This window comes from Nocardiopsis changdeensis, from assembly GCF_018316655.1.
Taxonomy (GTDB): Bacteria; Actinomycetota; Actinomycetes; order Streptosporangiales; family Streptosporangiaceae; genus Nocardiopsis; species Nocardiopsis changdeensis.
Genome location: NZ_CP074133.1, coordinates 1,886,488 through 1,901,225, shown reverse-complemented (window position 1 = coordinate 1,901,225; position 14,738 = coordinate 1,886,488). Strand labels below are relative to the sequence as shown.

The window sequence follows — 14,738 nt, the reverse complement described above, 5'->3', positions numbered from 1 at the left end:
CCCCCGGTCCGCCCCCCGCTTCCCCAGGGGGGCGGACCGGGGCGTCACCGCGGGCGGGGTGTGAAGGCCACCGGGAGGCGGTCCGGGCCGCCCGCCCACGGTGAGGGCCCGCGGTCCGGTCCGGACGGGACCGCCCGCAGGTCCGGCAGGTGCTCCAGAGCGGTCTCCACCGCGGCGGCGGCGATCGCCGCCGCGACCCCGGGCGCGGGGTGCGGACAGCCGCGCTCCCCGTGGCCGAAGAAGACCCGGGGCCGCTCCCGCGCGGTGCGCGGCGCGTCGCGGCCCGCCGCAGCCAGCCCCAGCACGAGCAGGTCGCCGCGGCGGATCCGGCGGCCGCCCAGGTCGCAGTCCTGCACCGCCCAGCGGCCCGCCGTGTTGCGGGCGGGGGTGTCCCGCCACAGTGTTTCCTCGAGGAACCCCGGGACAGTGGTCCGCCCCGCGGCCAGCGCCGCCGCCGGGCCGTCGCCGGCCAGGGCCAGGCGCAGGGCGCCGGCGATCCAGTCGCCGGTGGTGGCCTGGCCGTGGACCAGCGCCAGGAGCAGGTCCAGGGCGGGCTCCCCCGGGTCCGCCGGCGTCCGGCGGGCGGCCAGCAGGGAGAGCGGGTCGGCGCGCGGCAGGCGGCGGCGGTCCAGCAGCAGCTCCGTGAGGCGGGCGTGCAGGCGGCGGCGGGCCGGGACGGCCCCCGGACCGGGGTCCGCCGCGGCGACCAGGTCCGCGAACGGGGACGGGTCGTCCCCCGGAGCGCACAGGCGGGCGAACACGCGCGCCGGGACGTGCCGGGCGTAGTCGGCGACCAGGTCGGCACTCCCCGCGGCGGCGAAGGCGTCGATGCGCTCCAGGCAGACCCGCACCGCCAGGTCGCGCAGGTCGGTCCCGTCGACGGCGGCCAGGGCGTCGCCGACCGCGTCGGCCCGGTCCCCGCCGTCCTCGCCGAACGGCACCGGCGCGCACAGCACGTGTTCGAGTACCGGGTGGTCGGCGCCGACCCGGTCCCAGAGGTTCCACCGGCGGTGGTCCCGGGAGAACCATTCGGGCCGCCCCATCACCTGCCGCAGCTCGCGCACGCCGGAGACGAACCAGGCGGGGACGTCCCGCTCCAGCAGGACCGGGGCGACCGGGCCGAGCGCGCGCAGGCGGGCGTACAGGCCCGGGACGTCGCGGCGGACCCCGTCCCCGTACAGGCGGGGCGCGTCGGCGTGGTCGGGAGAGGGCGGCGGCGGGCCGCCGCTCGCCGGGACCGGGGTGTCGGGCGCCTTCCGCCACCGGAACGGGTCGTCCGCGCTCACGAGGCGATCCCCGCGCCCGCGGTCACCGGGCCGGCCGCCGCGACCAGGGTCCGCGGGACCAGGACGCCGACCCTGAGCCCGCCCTGCGCGGAGGCGCCGAAGTCCACGGAGAAGCGGTGGCGGGCCGCGATGAGGCCGACCACGGCCAGCCCGGTGCGCTCCCCGTCCAGGGTCTGGAGTCCCCCCGGGGAGTCGATGCGGGCCCGGGCGGCCTCGCGTTCGCGGCGGCGCATCCCGGGGCCGCCGTCCTCGACGCTCAGGAGGACCCCCTCCTCCCCCTCCTCGGCCCGGACGAGCACCTCGGTGTCAGGTCCGGAGAAGGCGGCGGCGTTGTCGAGCAGCTCGGTCAGGACGCGGGCCAGCGGCTCGGCGGCCTGGCCGAGGACCTCCACCCCCTCGGCGCCGCGGGCGCGCACCCGCCGGTGGGCGCCGATGCGCCGGGTCGCCCGGCGCAGGACCTCGGGCAGGGGGACGGTCCCGGTGTCGCGGCGGCCGAGGCCGCCGCCCGCGAGGGTGACCAGGGTGTCGGCGGTCCGGACGGTGCGGGCCAGGACCCGGCCCGCCTCCACCAGGTCCTCGCGGACCTCGGGCCGGTCGCCGTGGGTCTCCCGCAGGGTGTGCAGGTGCTCGGCGGCGGTCTCCAGCCCGGCGCGCAGGCGGGCTCCGCAGGCGGCGGTGGCGGCCAGCGCGGTATCGGTGCGGCGGGCGGCGGTCAGCAGCTCGTCCCGGACGTGGTCGCACAGCCGGGTCAGGGCGTCGTCGATGGGCTGGTGCCCGCTGGGCGGGGGCGGCGGGTCGGCGGCCTCGGCGGCGGCGCGGCGGTCGGCGCGGATGCGGGCGGTCAGCAGCGGCAGCCAGGTGCGGTCCAGGTCGGTGATCCGCCGTTCGCAGCGGGCGATGAGCGCCCGGGCGTGCTCGGCCCGGCGGGCGGCCAGGTCGAGTTCTCCCCCGGCCGCGCGCAGCAGCCGGTCCAGTGCCGCGTGCCGGACCGGGGGGTGCGCGGCCAGGACCTCCCGGACGGTGCGCCCGGCGCGGACGCCCTCGGCCAGGGCGGGCAGGAGGTGGTCGGCCAGCAGCGCGGCCTCGTGTTCGAGGGTCTCGCCCGCCGCCTGGGCCCGGATACGCCCGTCCCGGACCACGTGGACGGTGGCGGCGCGGTGGGCGGCCACGGCGACGGCCGCGCACAGGGCCGCGCCGAACGCCCCGGCGGCCGCGGCGACCAGGGGGCGGTCCCGGACGCCGACCGCGGCCACCGTCCACGCCCAGGCGGGGACGACGAGGACGGCGGTGGCCAGGAGGGCGATGAGGGCCTGGTGGGCGGGGTGCACGGAGGTCCGGGTCCGGTCGCGGGAGTCGGTCGGCATGGGGTCCTCGGGTCGAACGGAAGGGGGTCCCGCCGCGCGTTCGACGGGCCACGGCGCTCGCCGGGAACGCGCGGTCGGACGATTTTCACGTTAGACCACATTCGCGTTCGGCGCGTGGCTTACAAAAAGGAATCCCCGCCGAAAAAGCGGGATTCCCCCAGGTCGGCACGTACCTTGATCACCGAATTCGCCATTTGTCAGGACAATGCATTCACCGGTCGAGGCATCGTCCCGTCGTCCCGGATTCCCCCCGGCCCTTTTCAGGGCAGGAACAGGGCGAGCGCGCAGACGAGCGCCGCGGCCAGCGCGGTGTTGCCGATCGCCGAGGCGCGGCGGCCGGGCGCCCCGGCGTCCTGCCCGCGGGCGGGCAGGCCGGGCAGGCGCAGCACGACGAGGGCGACCGCCGCGGCGGTCAGAGCGGTCAGCAGGTACCACAGGGCGACCGGGACGGCCGTCCAGGTGACGGCGACCAGGCAGATGGGGACGAGGAAGGCCAGCGAGGCCGTGCGGGACAGCGCGTCCCAGCGGTCGGCGAGACGGCGCCCGCCCGAGCCCGGGCGGGCGGCCAGGACGAGGGACACGGCGGCGACGGCCCACCAGAGGCAGAAGAAGGCGCTGATGACGACGGCGACCGATTCGGTGTTCACGACCACTCCTTTCCGGTGAGCAGCTCGACGGCCTGCCCCTCCACCTCGGCGGTGGTGTTGGAGAGCACGACGACCGCCCGGCCGGCCTCCCGGTCCAGGGCCAGCATGGAGGTGAACCCTCCGGTGCCCCCGTTGTGCCAGGTCACCTCGGTGCCGTCCACGTCGGTGGCGACCCACGCGTAGCCGATGCGGTCCTCGCCGTCCGGCCAGCGCGGTTCCAGGGCCGCCGCACCGGGCGCGGTGCCGTCCAGCAGCGCGCGGGCGAACCGCTCCATATCGGCCGGGGTGGAGCGGACGCCGCCGGTGGGGGCGTAGGCCATGGCGAGCCAGGGGGCGGCGGTGCGGCCCTTCGCGGTGTGTCCGAGGGTCGCGCCGGCGGGCAGGTCCGCCTCGGTGCGGGGGAGGTACGTGTCGTGCATGCCGAGCGGGTCCAGCAGGCGTTCGCGCAGCAGGTCCGGGTAGTCGGCCCCGGCCGCCTCGGCCAGGGCCAGGCCCAGCAGGGCGAAGCCCAGGTTGGAGTAGCGGGACTCGCCCCGGTCGGTGAGCTCGGCGGCGCGCGCCTGGTCCAGCAGGGCGGCCTCGTCGTAGCGGTAGGGGTCGCGTCCCAGGAAGTTGGCGGCGATCGCGGCGTTCACGACGTCCCGGAACCGGGAGGGGAGCCTGGGCAGCCCGGAGCGGTGGGAGGCCAGTTCGGCCAGGGTGACGTCGGCGGCCGGGGCGTCGCCGAGGTCGAGCAGGTCGCCCAGCCGCGTCTCCTCGGCGACCTCGCCGCGCTCGATCGCGTCGGCCAGGAGCAGGGCGGTCATGGTCTTGGCGATGGAGCCGACCTCGAAGTCGGTGTCGGCCCCGCCGCCGAAGTGGGCGGCGGCGGTGTCGGCGCCGTCGACCTCGACGACGGCGAGCAGGTCGCGGGGGCCGTCGGCGTACAGGTCACGGGCGCGGTCGAGCAGGTCCGGGTCACCGGTCCCGGCGGCGGAGAGCGTCGGGACGCGCGGGGCGACCGCGACGCCCAGGGCGATGACCAGGAGCGCGGCCAGGAGGGCCGCCACGGCGGTGCGGGTGTGCACGGGCCACCTCTCTCTCGGGTCAGACGGCCCCGCCCGCGGCGGTGAGGATCACCAGGAGCGGGACGAGGCGTTCGGGAGGGACTGCGTAGCGGCCGCGCCGGACGGTGACGAGCCATCCGGCGGCGGCCAGCAGGTTGACGTGGTGGTAGATCTGGCCGGTCGTGCCGAAGTCGGAGCGTTCGGCCAGGGCGGCGACGGTGTCGGTGCCCTGCCAGACCGCCTGGAGCAGCTGGAGGCGGACCGGGTGCCCCAGGGCGTCCAGCGCCCCGGCGCGGCGGGACCAGTCCTCCGCGGCCAGCCGTTCCGCGGGCAGGCCCTGCTGCCACTCGACGGCCTCGGGGCCCGAGCCGACGACCCCGGCGAAGACCACGCCTCCGGCTCCGGTGACGCGCCGCTTCAGGGCGTCCAGGGCGAAGAACGGGTCGCCGTCGGCCTCCGGCGCGGGCCCGGCCGTGCCGCGTGCCTCCAGCGCGGCGATCCTGGCCTCCAGGTCGGCCAGCCTGCGTTCGGTCGTCTCATCTGCCACACCCGGACCATACCAGGAAATCCGTAATTACGTAATTCCGTAGAAACGCGAGGGCACGTCCGGCTTTGCCGGATGCGGGACGACCGCTGGCGTTCCGCTGACCCGGACCGGCAGATCATGAAGGGGCGGAGCGCGTCCCGCGTCTTCCGTGCACGTCCGAGGGGCCGGGGCCCGGACCGTCGCGCCCGGTCGGGGAGGAGACGAGATGCGTGGAGATTCACCCAACGGATGGCAGTTCTTCGCCGCGACCCTGATGATCGTGATCGGGGCGGTCAACATCATCCAGGGGCTGGTCGCCCTGTTCACGCCGGAGTTCTACGTGGTCGGCGACACGCAGATGCTCGTCATGGGCTACGGCGCCTGGGGCGTCCTGCTCGGCCTGTGGGGCGTGGTCCTGGTGGCCTCGGGGCTGTCCCTGCTGTCCGGCAGCACCTGGGCCCGGGTCTTCGCCATCGTGCTGGCCTGCCTCAACGCCCTGGCCCAGCTGGCGTTCGTCATGGCCATGCCGGTGTGGTCGATGGTGGCCATCGCCATCGACATCCTGGTGATCTACGGCCTGACCGCCGGGTGGCCCAGCAGGGCCGCCCGGGAGGGCTCCGGAACGTCGGCCGGGATGAGCGCCGCCGAGCAGGAGGCCTACCGGAGCGGCTACCAGGCCGCGCACGAGGCGCCCCGGCCCGCGCGGGCCCCGGAGCAGACCGCCGGGCACCCGACCGAGCGCGGCCGGCCCGCCGGCTGAGCCCGGACCGGCCGGGCACCGGACGGCCGAGAACAGGCAGGCCCAGCGGAACACGGACAGGAGGGGCGCCCCGGACGGGGCGCCCCTCCCGCCTGCTCCCGCCGGTTCCGCCCGGGCCCCGCAGGCGCGGGGCCGCGGCGGAGAGCGGCGTCAGTCCCGGTAGAGGGCGTCCAGCTCCTCCGCGTACCTGTCCCGGATGACGCGCCGCCGGAGCTTGAGGGAGGGGGTGAGCTCACCGGTGTCCGGGCCCCACTCCCCCGCCAGCACGCGGTGGCGCTTGACCTGCTCGGCCCGGCTCAGCCGGGCGTTGGCCGCGGCGACGGCGCGCTCCAGCTCGGCGTTCACCTCCGGATGGGCGACCAGCGCGTCCCAGTCCCCGCCGGTGTCGATGCCCCGGGCCGCCGCCCACACCGGGGCGACCTCGCGGTCGGGCACCACCAGGGCCACCAGGTAGGGCCGGCCGTCCCCGTGGGCGTAGACCTGGCCGACCAGCGGGTGCTCCTTGAGGGTGTTCTCCACCAGGGCGGGCGAGACGTTCTTGCCCCCGCTGGTCACGATGATCTCCTTCTTGCGGTCGATGATCCACAGGTGGCCGTCCCCGTCCAGGCGCCCGACGTCGCCGGTGGCGAACCAGCCGTCGGCGTCGGTGGCCGGCCGCACCGCGCCCCCGGCGTCCACGTACCCGTCGAACACCGTCTCGCCGCGCAGCAGGACCTCGCCGTCGTCGGCGACCCGGACCTCCACCGTGGCGAGCGGGCGCCCCACCGAGCCCAGCCGGAACCCGGCCGTCGGGGTGTTGACGGTGGCCACGCCCAGGGATTCGGTCAGGCCCCAGGCGTCCATGACCGGCACGCCCAGGCCCGCCCAGAAGCGGACGACCTCCTGGGGCATCGGGGCGGAGGCGCTGGAGGCCCACACCACGCGGTCCAGCCCGACCTTCTCCAGGAGCGGGGTCAGCGCGAGGCCGCGGACCGCCGCGAACCGTTCGGCCAGGTCCGGCGGGACCGGCTCGCCGCGCTCCAGACAGGCGGTGTGCTCGGTGGCCACCGCCATGGCGGCCTCGATCCCCGCGCGCTGCTCCTCGGGCAGCCCCGCGATGCCCGCCCGCAGCGCCGAGGCCAGCTTCTCCCACACCCGGGGCACCCCGAAGAACTGGGGCGGGCGCACGTGCCGCAGCACCTCCACCAGCCGGGCCGGGTCGTCGCACATCCACACGTGGGAGGCGCGCAGCAGCGGCAGGTACAGGCCCAGGACGCGCTCGGCGATGTGGGCCAGCGGCAGGTAGCAGATGTGGGCGGCGTGCTCGGGCAGGTCGATGAGGGAGTCCAGGGCGGCCAGGTTGGCGAGCATCCGCCGGTGGGTGACCGCCACGCCCTTGGGGTCGCCGGTGGTCCCGGAGGTGTAGACGACCGTGAGCAGGTCATCGGGCTTGAGGTCGTGGCGGCGCCCGAACGCGTCGCCCTCGGGGGTGGCGGCCAGGGCGGCGTAGTCGAGGTGGCCGCGGCCGGGGTCGGCCCCCGAGACCACGACCAGGGACTCCAGCGCCGTGCCCGGGTCGGTGGCCAGGGGTTCCCAGGCGGCCGCGACGGCGGCGTCCTCCACGACCGCGAGGCGGGCCCCGCTGTGCCGGGCGATGTAGGCGATCTGCTCGGGTGCGGCGGTGCCGTAGACGGTGGTGGGGACCGCGCCGATGTGCACCAGCGCCAGGTCGGAGAGCCAGTGCTCGGGCCGGTCGCCCATCATCAGCAGGGCGCGGTCGCCCGGGGCCACGCCGAGCGAGGCGTAGCCCTGGGCGAGGCGGGCGACGGCCGCGTTCACCTCGGACCAGGTGAGGGTCTCCCAGTCGGCACCGGAGCGCCAGGACAGGGCAGGCAGGTCGGGGTGGACGGCGGCGTTGTGTTCGAGGAGGTGCGCGAGGGTGTGGTCAGGGGAGACGGCTGGGGGCACGAAGGGCTCCTGACGGTCGTCACTGCACTCAGATGTGATCTAGAGCACAGGCGAGCGTAACACCGGGCCCCCTCCCCGGACAGACCCCGAACGGCACTCAGCCCCTGCGGGGTCGCGGGTGCAGCTGCGAGGTGACCGCCAGCCGGTTGTAGAGGTTGATCATCGAGATCGCGACCTCCAGGGCGGCCAGCTGCTTGTCGTCGAAGTGCTCGGCCGCCTCCGCGTAGACCTCGTCCGAGACCCCGCGGTCGCCCAGGCGGGTCATCTCGTCGGTGAGGGCCAGCGCCGCGCGCTCGGCCGGGGTGAAGTTCTCCCCCGCCTCGTACCAGGCCGACACCAGGAAGAGGCGCTGCTGCGACTCGCCCTCCTTGAGCGCCCGGCGGGTGTGCAGGTCGACGCAGAACGAGCAGCCGTTGAGGACCGAGGAGCGCAGTTTCACCAATTCGAGCAGGGTGATGTCGAGGTGCTCGGCGACGAGGGCGTCGACCTCGTCGAGTTTGGAATAGATCTCCGGGACCTGCTTGGACCACACGATGCGGTTCTGGGACACGGGGCTCCTCCTCGGTCGGGGCGGGCCCGCATGGCCCGCACTACCGGCAACGTACTCGACGACGCGGCTCTTCCCGGGGTCGGGGCCGCCCTTTCCGGCACCGCGGGCCGCGCGTCGGCGGGGCTGCGGACGCCGTTCGGCACCGAACGGCGGGAGGCCTTTTTCAGAAGAATCGCCGCCGTGATGGAGAGGACTTTTATCGACACATTCTTCCGGAGCCTCCAGAAAAAGGGTGCTACGTTTTCCGGGACCCATCGGGAACCACCCCGGGAGGCCCCCGCCGTGACCACGGAACCCCCGACCGCGTCCGAACAGGCCGACTCCCCCGCACCGCTGGGACGGACCGCGCTGCGGTTGGGGGGCAAGGCGTTCCCCCTGTACTGCTCGATGCTCGCCGGGACCGCCGGGAGCATGGTCACGGTCGGCGTGATCGGCAACACCGCCACCGCCGACCTGGCCGCCTACGCGCTGCTCATCACGGTGTTCAACCCGCTGCTCATGGTGGTGCAGGGGGCGCTGCGCGGGTCGATGCCGTTCATCGCCGAGAACGGGGACGACCCGGCCGCGCTGGCGCCCGTGGTGGGCGACTCCACCTGGCTGGCCCTGCTCATGGGCGGGGCGGGCGGGGCCGTCCTGGCCCTGGCCCCGCTGTGGGCACGGGCGATCGGGGTGGCCGGGCCGACCCTGGCGGCGCTGGGCGTGCTGCCCGCGGTGCTGGCGGGTCTGGCCCTGGTGGCCTCCGCGCTCAAGGCATCGGTGACGGTGCTGCTCATCGGCCTGGGGCGGAACCGGTCGGTGATGCTGCTGAGCCTGGTCAACACCGGTGTGGCGGTGACCGTCACCCCGCTGCTCGTGCTGGGCGCGGGACCCGTCCCCGGGCTGGGGCTGACCGGGGCGGCGCTGGCGCTGTTCGCGGACGGCTGCCTCATGGCGGCGCTGTTCCTGTACGTCTCGCGCCGCCGGACCGTGCTGCGCGGACACCGGGTGGGGACGGGCGCGCCCGAGTGGGCGGGTGTCGTGAGGATCGCCCGGGTCGGGCTGCCCACCGGGGCCACGCTGCTCATCAAGTTCGGGGCGCTGAGCCTGCTGGGCCTGGTGGTGGCCCGCATCGGCACGGAGCAGGCGGCCGCGCACCAGGTGCTGGTTGTCATCGCCAACCTGCTGTTCCTCCCGGCGGTCGCGGTGGGCCAGTCCGGCATCCCGTTCACGGTCCGGGCCGCCAAGCGGGGGTCGGTGGCGGGGGTGCGCCGTCCCGTCACCGCCGGGTACCTGGTGGCGGTGCCCGCGGTGGCGGTCGGCCTGGTGCTGCTGTGGGCGTCGGGCGGGTCCGTGGTGGGGGTGTTCACGCCCGACCCGGAGGTGCGGGAGGCGGTCGTCGCGCTGCTGCCGGTGCTGGCGGCGGCGGTGGCGGCCGACGCCGTGCAGTCGCTGCCGGGGATGGGGCTGCTGGGGCTCAAGCAGGCGCGGTACTCGATGTACACGTTCGCGGTCTGCTACGGGCTGCTGTGCCTGGCGGCGGCGCCCGCCGCCGCGCTGGGCGGGCTCGCCGGGGTCTGGACCGCTTACGCGGTGGCCAACGCCGGCCTCGTCGTGGGCCAGACCGCGGCTTTCCGAAGGCGGTCCGCCCACCTCTGAGGGGCCGCCCCCGGCCTCCACCGGAACGGGCCGCGGCCAGGGAGGGCCGCTGCCGGAACGGGCCGCCACCAGGGCGGAGCAGGGGCGGGACAGGTCGCGGTCCGGGGCCGCCGCCGGGGGGCGCCATCAGGGCGGTACGGGGTCAGGGGACCGCCGTCAGGACGGATCGGGGTCAGGGCAGGTCGGGGTCGCGGGCGTCGTGGGCGAGCAGCGCCAGCGGCACCCGCCCGGCCAGGTCGAGTTTGGTGAGCGCGCTGGAGATGTGCGCCTTCACCGTGCCCAGCGACATGTGCAGGGCTCGGGCGATCTCGGTGTTGGACAGCCCGGCGGCGACCGCGTCGGCCACCTCGCGCTCGCGGACGGTGAGCAGGGCCAGCCGCTCCCGGGCGGCGCGGCGGCGCTCGGCGTCCCGTCCGCCCCCGGGGCCCGGCCCGGCCGATCCGCCCCCGGCGGCATCGCCCGGGCCGGCGCCGCCGTCCCGGGTTCCGGTACCGGGCCCGGTGCCGGCCGCGACCCGGTCCATGAGGGCGCGGGCGACGGCGGGCGAGAGCACCGGCTCACCGGAGGCGGCCCGGTGCACCGCCTCGACGATCCTCTCCGGCTCGGTGTGCTTGAGCAGGTACCCGGCGGCCCCGGCGCGCAGCGCCCGGGCGACGGTGTCGTCGGCGTCGAAGGTGGTCAGCACGATGACCTGGGGGTCGTCGGCGCCGCCGGTGCGCAGCGCCCGGGTGGCGGCGATCCCGTCCATGCCCGGCATGCGCACGTCCATGAGCACCACGTGGGGCCGGTGCTCGGCCACCGCGGCGACCACCTGCTCCCCGTCGGCGGCCTCCCCGACCACGGCCAGGCCGGGCGCCCCGGAGAGCATGATCCGCAGCCCGGTCAGCACCAGCGGGTCGTCGTCGACCAGGAGAACGCGCACGGGTGTGTCCACGCCCCCCACTATCGCACCCCCGGGGCGCGGGCCGCGGAGCCCGCCGGGACCGGTGGGCGGGCGGGCTCCCCCGGGGCCGCCGTCCCGGATGGTCGCGGGGCCGGAGCGCCCTCGGGCCAGGGCAGCTCCGCGTCCAGGCGGAAGGCGCCCCCGTCGGGCCCGTGGGCCAGGGCGCCGCCGTCGAGGCCCACGCGTTCGGCCAGGCCGGTGAGCCCGGCGCTCGCCCCGGGGATCTCGGACACGGCCACCCCGACCGGCAGCGGGTTGCGCACCGACACCGCCAGCCCCCGCCCCGGACCGCCGTGGACCCGCACCTCCACCCGGGCCCCCGGGGCGTGCTTGCGGGCGTTGGTCAGCCCCTCCTGCACCACCCGGTAGGCGCTGCGGCCCACCCGGTCGGCGAGGACGGCGCCCTCGGGCAGCTCCACCCGGGCGGTCACGCGCTGCCCGGAGTCGGCGGCCTCGCACAGCAGCCGGTCCAGGTCGGCGAGGGTCGGCTGGGGTGGGGCGGTGCCCTCCTCCCCCGGTCCGCCGCCGTCCCCGTCCCGGGCGGTGTCGGCGGCGCGCAGCACCGCCAGCACCCCGCCCAGCTCGTCCAGCGCCCGGTGGGCGTTGTCGCGGATGACCTGGACGGCCGCGCCGAGCTCCTCGGCGGTCGGCGGCGGGGCCTGGCCCTGCTCGCTCTGGCGGACACGGTAGGCCAGGGCCCCCGCGTGCACCGACAGCAGGGACATCCGGTGGGCGAGGACGTCGTGCATCTCGCGGGCGATGCGCCGGCGCTCGTCCGCGCGGGCCTCGTCCAGCCTGCGGTCCCGGTCGGCGCGGGCGCGCAGCACGTCCTCGCGCAGCCGCTCGACCAGCCGGAGCCGGGACTTGATCGCCAGCCCCCAGCCCAGGCAGCCCGAGAGCAGGAGCACGGTGACCGCGATCGCGAAGGAGACCTGGTGGCCGGGGACCAGGAGCAGGAACCAGGGCAGTCCGACGAGCAGGGTGCCCGCCACGACCGCGGCCGCCTGCCACCAGGGACGGCGCGCGGCGAGCCCGATGAGCGCGATGACCAGCGCCACCACCGAGGCCGAGGACACGGCCGAGATCAGCCCGACGGCCACCGCCGTGCCCAGGGGGTGCCGGGGCCGCGCGAGCAGCGCCACCGAGGCCGCAGCGCCCAGGGCCACGTCCACGCCCCTCAGCCACGGGGGCACATAGGAGTTGTACCCCGCCGCGTACAGGAGGGCGTACAGCACGGCCCACACCAGCCCGGCGGCGACCGCCACCACCGTCCGCCAGGTCACGCCCCACCGGCCGGGCCGGACACCGCGGTGCTCCGCGCTCCCGTCCTCCCCGGTCCCGCTCCCGGTCCCGTCGCCCGCCATCACGCCCCCCGTCACCGACGTCCCTTCCAGGGTAGGCCGGGGGCGGGCGGCGGCACCTCGGCCGAAAGGCCGATCCCGCGGCCCGGGGTGGTCGGCGCGGATGTCGGCCGATCGGCCGATGTGCGGCCCCGCCCCGCGGCGGGACGATCGGTGGCATGGTGAACGACGCTGTGCCGACAGACGCTGTGCCGAAGGACACCGGCCCGACGGGCGCCGGGCCCGCTGCCGAAGACGTGCCCGCCCTCGAACTGGTCGGGCTGACCAAGGCCTTCAACGGGACGACGGCCGCCGACGGGGTGTCCCTGTCCGTCCCCCGCGGGTCCCTGCTGGGGCTGGTGGGCCCCAACGGCGCGGGCAAGACCACCTCGATCTCCATGGCCGTCGGCCTGCTGCGCCCCGACGCGGGCACCGCCCGGGTGCTGGGCGTGGACATGTGGTCCGATCCGGTGGCCGCCAAGCGCCTGCTCGGCGTGCTCCCCGACGGCCTGTCCCTGCCCGAGCGGCTGACCGGCGGCGAGCTGCTCACCTACTGGGGAGGGCTGCGCGGGCTCGGCCGCGACCTGGTCCGCGAACGGGCGGAGGAGCTGCTGCGGGTGCTGGAGCTGGACGAGGCCGACCGCAAGGGGGTCCTGGTCGCGGAGTACTCCACCGGTATGCGCAAGAAGATCGGCCTGGCCACGGCCCTGCTGCACGCCCCCCGCGTCCTGGTGCTGGACGAGCCCTACGAGGCGGTCGACCCGGTGTCGGCGCGGGTGCTCACCGCGATCCTGCGCCGCTTCACCGACGGCGGCGGCACGGTGGTCGTCTCCAGCCACGTGATGGCCCTGGTGGAGCAGCTCGCCGACCGGGTGGCCATCATCGCCCGGGGCCGGATGCTGGCCGACGGGACCCTCGACGGGGTGCGCGGCTCGGACGCCACTCTGGAGGACACCTTCGTGCGCCTGGTCGGCGCACGCGGGATCGGTGAGGAGGAGCTGTCGTGGCTCTCGTCCTGATCCGCCTGAAGCTGGCGCTGATGCGCCGCTCCTTCACGGGCATGCGCGTCCTGGGCCTGGTCCTCGCCCTGCTGGGCACCGCCGCGACCTGGTACTTCGCCCTCGCCGTCCCGGCCCCTGGGATCCGGTCGGACCTGTTCGCCCTGGTCTTCGCCGTCTGGGCGGCGGGCTGGGCGCTGGGCCCCACGGTCGCCAACGGTGCGGGGACGCTGCGGTCGCAGTACTTCGCGCTGCTGCCGATGGACCGCCGCCGCACCGGCGCGCTGCTGCTGGTCACGGCCTTCGTGGACATCGGCCCCGCGCTGACCCTGGTCGCGGCCGCGGCCCTGGTGTGGCACGGCGCGACGCTGTCGGCGGGCGCGGCCCTGGTCGCGGTGCCCGCGGCGCTGCTGCTGTGGATCTCGCTGATCGCCCTGTCGCGCCTGGTGTTCCGGGCCCTGGGCGCGGCGATGCACTCGCGGCTCGGCGTCGAGATCGCCTCGGTGCAGTGGGGGCTGATCCTGGCCCTGCTCTTCTTCGGGTGGATGGCCGTGCAGCCGGCGCTGGCGGCGACCCTGGAGCTGCGCGAGCAAGGCCTGGGCGAGGGGACGGCGGGCGCGGTCCTGGCCGCGCTGCCCGCCTCCTGGCCGGTGCACGCGGTGGACGCGGCGGGGGCGGGCAACTGGGGCGCGGCCCTGGGGTGGCTGGCGGCCACGGCCCTGACCGCGCTGGTCCTGGCCTCGGTCACCGCGGTGCTGCTGGCCCCCCGGGTCGCGGCGCGCGGGGTGCGGCGCCGGGGGCGCCCCCTGGGCGCCCGGCCGCTGTCCCGCCCGGCCCGCGGCCTGCTGCCGGACACGCCGCTGGGCGCGGTGGTCGGCAAGGAGGTGCGCCAGTGGTGGCGCGACCCGTGGCGGGGCCTGGAGGTGCGCGCCGCGCTGTGGGCGGGCCTGTTCATCGGGCTCCTGAGCTGGTGGAGCGAGGTGTTCGCGTTCTTCGCACCGTTCTCCGGGGTGATCTGCGCGTTCATCATGGTGCTGGCCACGGCGAACATGTACGGGCACGACGGGACGGCGCTGTGGCAGGCGGTCGTGGGGCAGGGACGGGACACCGCCAGGGCGGACGTGCGCGGCCGGCAGATCGCCGTCCTGCTGCTGAGCGCTCCGGGTGCGCTGGTGCTGAGCGCGCTGTTCATCGTGTCGACCGGCGAGCACTGGACCTGGCCCTACGTGCTCACCGGGCTGGCGGCGGTGTTCGGGGTGGGGTCGGGCCTGTCCCTGCTGTTCTCGGTGGTGGCCCTGTCCCCCGGTGTGGACCCGCAGCTGCGGGTGGACGCCAACGACAGCGGCGACAACCAGGTCCAGGTGTGGCTGTCCCTGGCGGCGCTGCCGGTGCTGACCGCCCCGGCGGTGCTGGCGGCGGTGTTCCTGGGCCTGGCCGGGACGCCGTGGGCGGCGCTGCCGGTGGGGGCCGCCAACGGCCTGCTCGGGGCCTGGTGGCTGGGGCGGGTCGCGCACCGGCGGCTGGCGGCCCGTCTGCCGGAGACGTTCACCCGCATCCGCTACGGCAGGGAGGTCGCGCTCCGGTCGGTGCCGGAGCGGGGGTCCCTGCTGGACCGGCTGGAGCGGACGGCGATCTCCGGCAACGGGGAGACCCGGCCGCAGGGGTCGTGAACGCGGCGCCGGGCCGGGGCGCGGAC

The 14,738-nt window shown here is 76.4% G+C and carries 13 protein-coding genes; 4 read left to right on the top strand and 9 right to left on the bottom strand.

What is annotated here, in order from left to right; genetic code table 11:
- Window positions 1-44 precede the first annotated feature (44 nt).
- The 5 genes from KGD84_RS08770 to KGD84_RS08750 form a co-directional block, all read right to left on the bottom strand.
- Complete coding sequence (locus tag KGD84_RS08770) at window positions 45-1,286, bottom strand: cytochrome P450 (protein WP_220559760.1); 1,242 nt, start codon at window positions 1,284-1,286, stop codon at window positions 45-47.
- On the bottom strand, window positions 1,283-2,650 hold the full coding sequence (locus tag KGD84_RS08765) for an ATP-binding protein (protein ID WP_220559759.1): 1,368 nt from the start codon (window positions 2,648-2,650) through the stop codon (window positions 1,283-1,285). Before KGD84_RS08765 ends, KGD84_RS08770 begins: the two co-directional genes overlap by 4 nt.
- 260 nt (window positions 2,651-2,910) lie before the next feature.
- On the bottom strand, window positions 2,911-3,297 hold the full coding sequence (locus KGD84_RS08760; RefSeq protein ID WP_220559758.1) for a hypothetical protein: 387 nt from the start codon (window positions 3,295-3,297) through the stop codon (window positions 2,911-2,913).
- Window positions 3,294-4,364 (bottom strand): serine hydrolase domain-containing protein, encoded by a 1,071-nt coding sequence (locus tag KGD84_RS08755; RefSeq protein WP_220559757.1) that lies wholly within the window; start codon window positions 4,362-4,364, stop codon window positions 3,294-3,296. Before KGD84_RS08755 ends, KGD84_RS08760 begins: the two co-directional genes overlap by 4 nt.
- Window positions 4,365-4,383: 19 nt before the next feature.
- Entirely contained in the window at window positions 4,384-4,890 is a 507-nt protein-coding gene (locus KGD84_RS08750; RefSeq protein ID WP_220559756.1) for an ArsR/SmtB family transcription factor, read from the bottom strand.
- Between the two features lie 205 nt (window positions 4,891-5,095).
- Here KGD84_RS08750 and KGD84_RS08745 point away from each other — a divergent pair, with 205 nt between their 5' ends.
- Complete coding sequence (locus KGD84_RS08745; protein WP_220559755.1) at window positions 5,096-5,629, top strand: DUF7144 family membrane protein; 534 nt, start codon at window positions 5,096-5,098, stop codon at window positions 5,627-5,629.
- Window positions 5,630-5,779: 150 nt separating this feature from the next.
- Here the strand turns inward: KGD84_RS08745 and KGD84_RS08740 are convergent, their stop codons facing one another.
- Window positions 5,780-7,576, bottom strand: coding sequence for an AMP-dependent synthetase/ligase (locus KGD84_RS08740; RefSeq protein ID WP_220559754.1), 1,797 nt, complete (start codon window positions 7,574-7,576; stop codon window positions 5,780-5,782).
- Between the two features lie 97 nt (window positions 7,577-7,673).
- Window positions 7,674-8,126: a carboxymuconolactone decarboxylase family protein gene (locus tag KGD84_RS08735; protein WP_220559753.1), complete on the bottom strand. Its 453-nt coding sequence runs from the start codon at window positions 8,124-8,126 to the stop codon at window positions 7,674-7,676.
- A gap of 282 nt (window positions 8,127-8,408) precedes the next feature.
- On the opposite strand from KGD84_RS08735, the gene KGD84_RS08730 reads away from it, so the two are divergent.
- Window positions 8,409-9,761, top strand: coding sequence for an MATE family efflux transporter (locus KGD84_RS08730; RefSeq protein ID WP_255646416.1), 1,353 nt, complete (start codon window positions 8,409-8,411; stop codon window positions 9,759-9,761).
- A 172-nt stretch (window positions 9,762-9,933) separates the two neighbouring features.
- Here KGD84_RS08730 and KGD84_RS08725 read toward each other — a convergent pair whose 3' ends face one another.
- Both KGD84_RS08725 and KGD84_RS08720 read right to left on the bottom strand, forming a co-directional pair.
- Window positions 9,934-10,695, bottom strand: coding sequence for a response regulator (locus tag KGD84_RS08725; protein WP_370634438.1), 762 nt, complete (start codon window positions 10,693-10,695; stop codon window positions 9,934-9,936).
- An 8-nt stretch (window positions 10,696-10,703) separates the two neighbouring features.
- Window positions 10,704-12,083, bottom strand: coding sequence for a sensor histidine kinase (locus tag KGD84_RS08720; RefSeq protein ID WP_255646415.1), 1,380 nt, complete (start codon window positions 12,081-12,083; stop codon window positions 10,704-10,706).
- Window positions 12,084-12,301: 218 nt separating this feature from the next.
- On the opposite strand from KGD84_RS08720, the gene KGD84_RS08715 reads away from it, so the two are divergent.
- Window positions 12,302-13,063: an ABC transporter ATP-binding protein gene (locus tag KGD84_RS08715; RefSeq protein ID WP_255647198.1), complete on the top strand. Its 762-nt coding sequence runs from the start codon at window positions 12,302-12,304 to the stop codon at window positions 13,061-13,063.
- Window positions 13,048-14,712: a hypothetical protein gene (locus tag KGD84_RS08710; protein ID WP_220559748.1), complete on the top strand. Its 1,665-nt coding sequence runs from the start codon at window positions 13,048-13,050 to the stop codon at window positions 14,710-14,712. The genes KGD84_RS08715 and KGD84_RS08710 overlap by 16 nt, the downstream gene beginning before the upstream one ends.
- Window positions 14,713-14,738 lie beyond the last annotated feature (26 nt).

Bases quoted from the DNA above. Each gene is read 5' to 3' on its own strand.
- KGD84_RS08765 (WP_220559759.1), bottom strand. From the start codon at position 2,650: ATGCCGACCGACTCCCGCGACCGGACCCGGACCTCCGTGCACCCCGCC.
- KGD84_RS08745 (WP_220559755.1), top strand. From the start codon at position 5,096: ATGCGTGGAGATTCACCCAACGGATGGCAGTTCTTCGCCGCGACCCTG.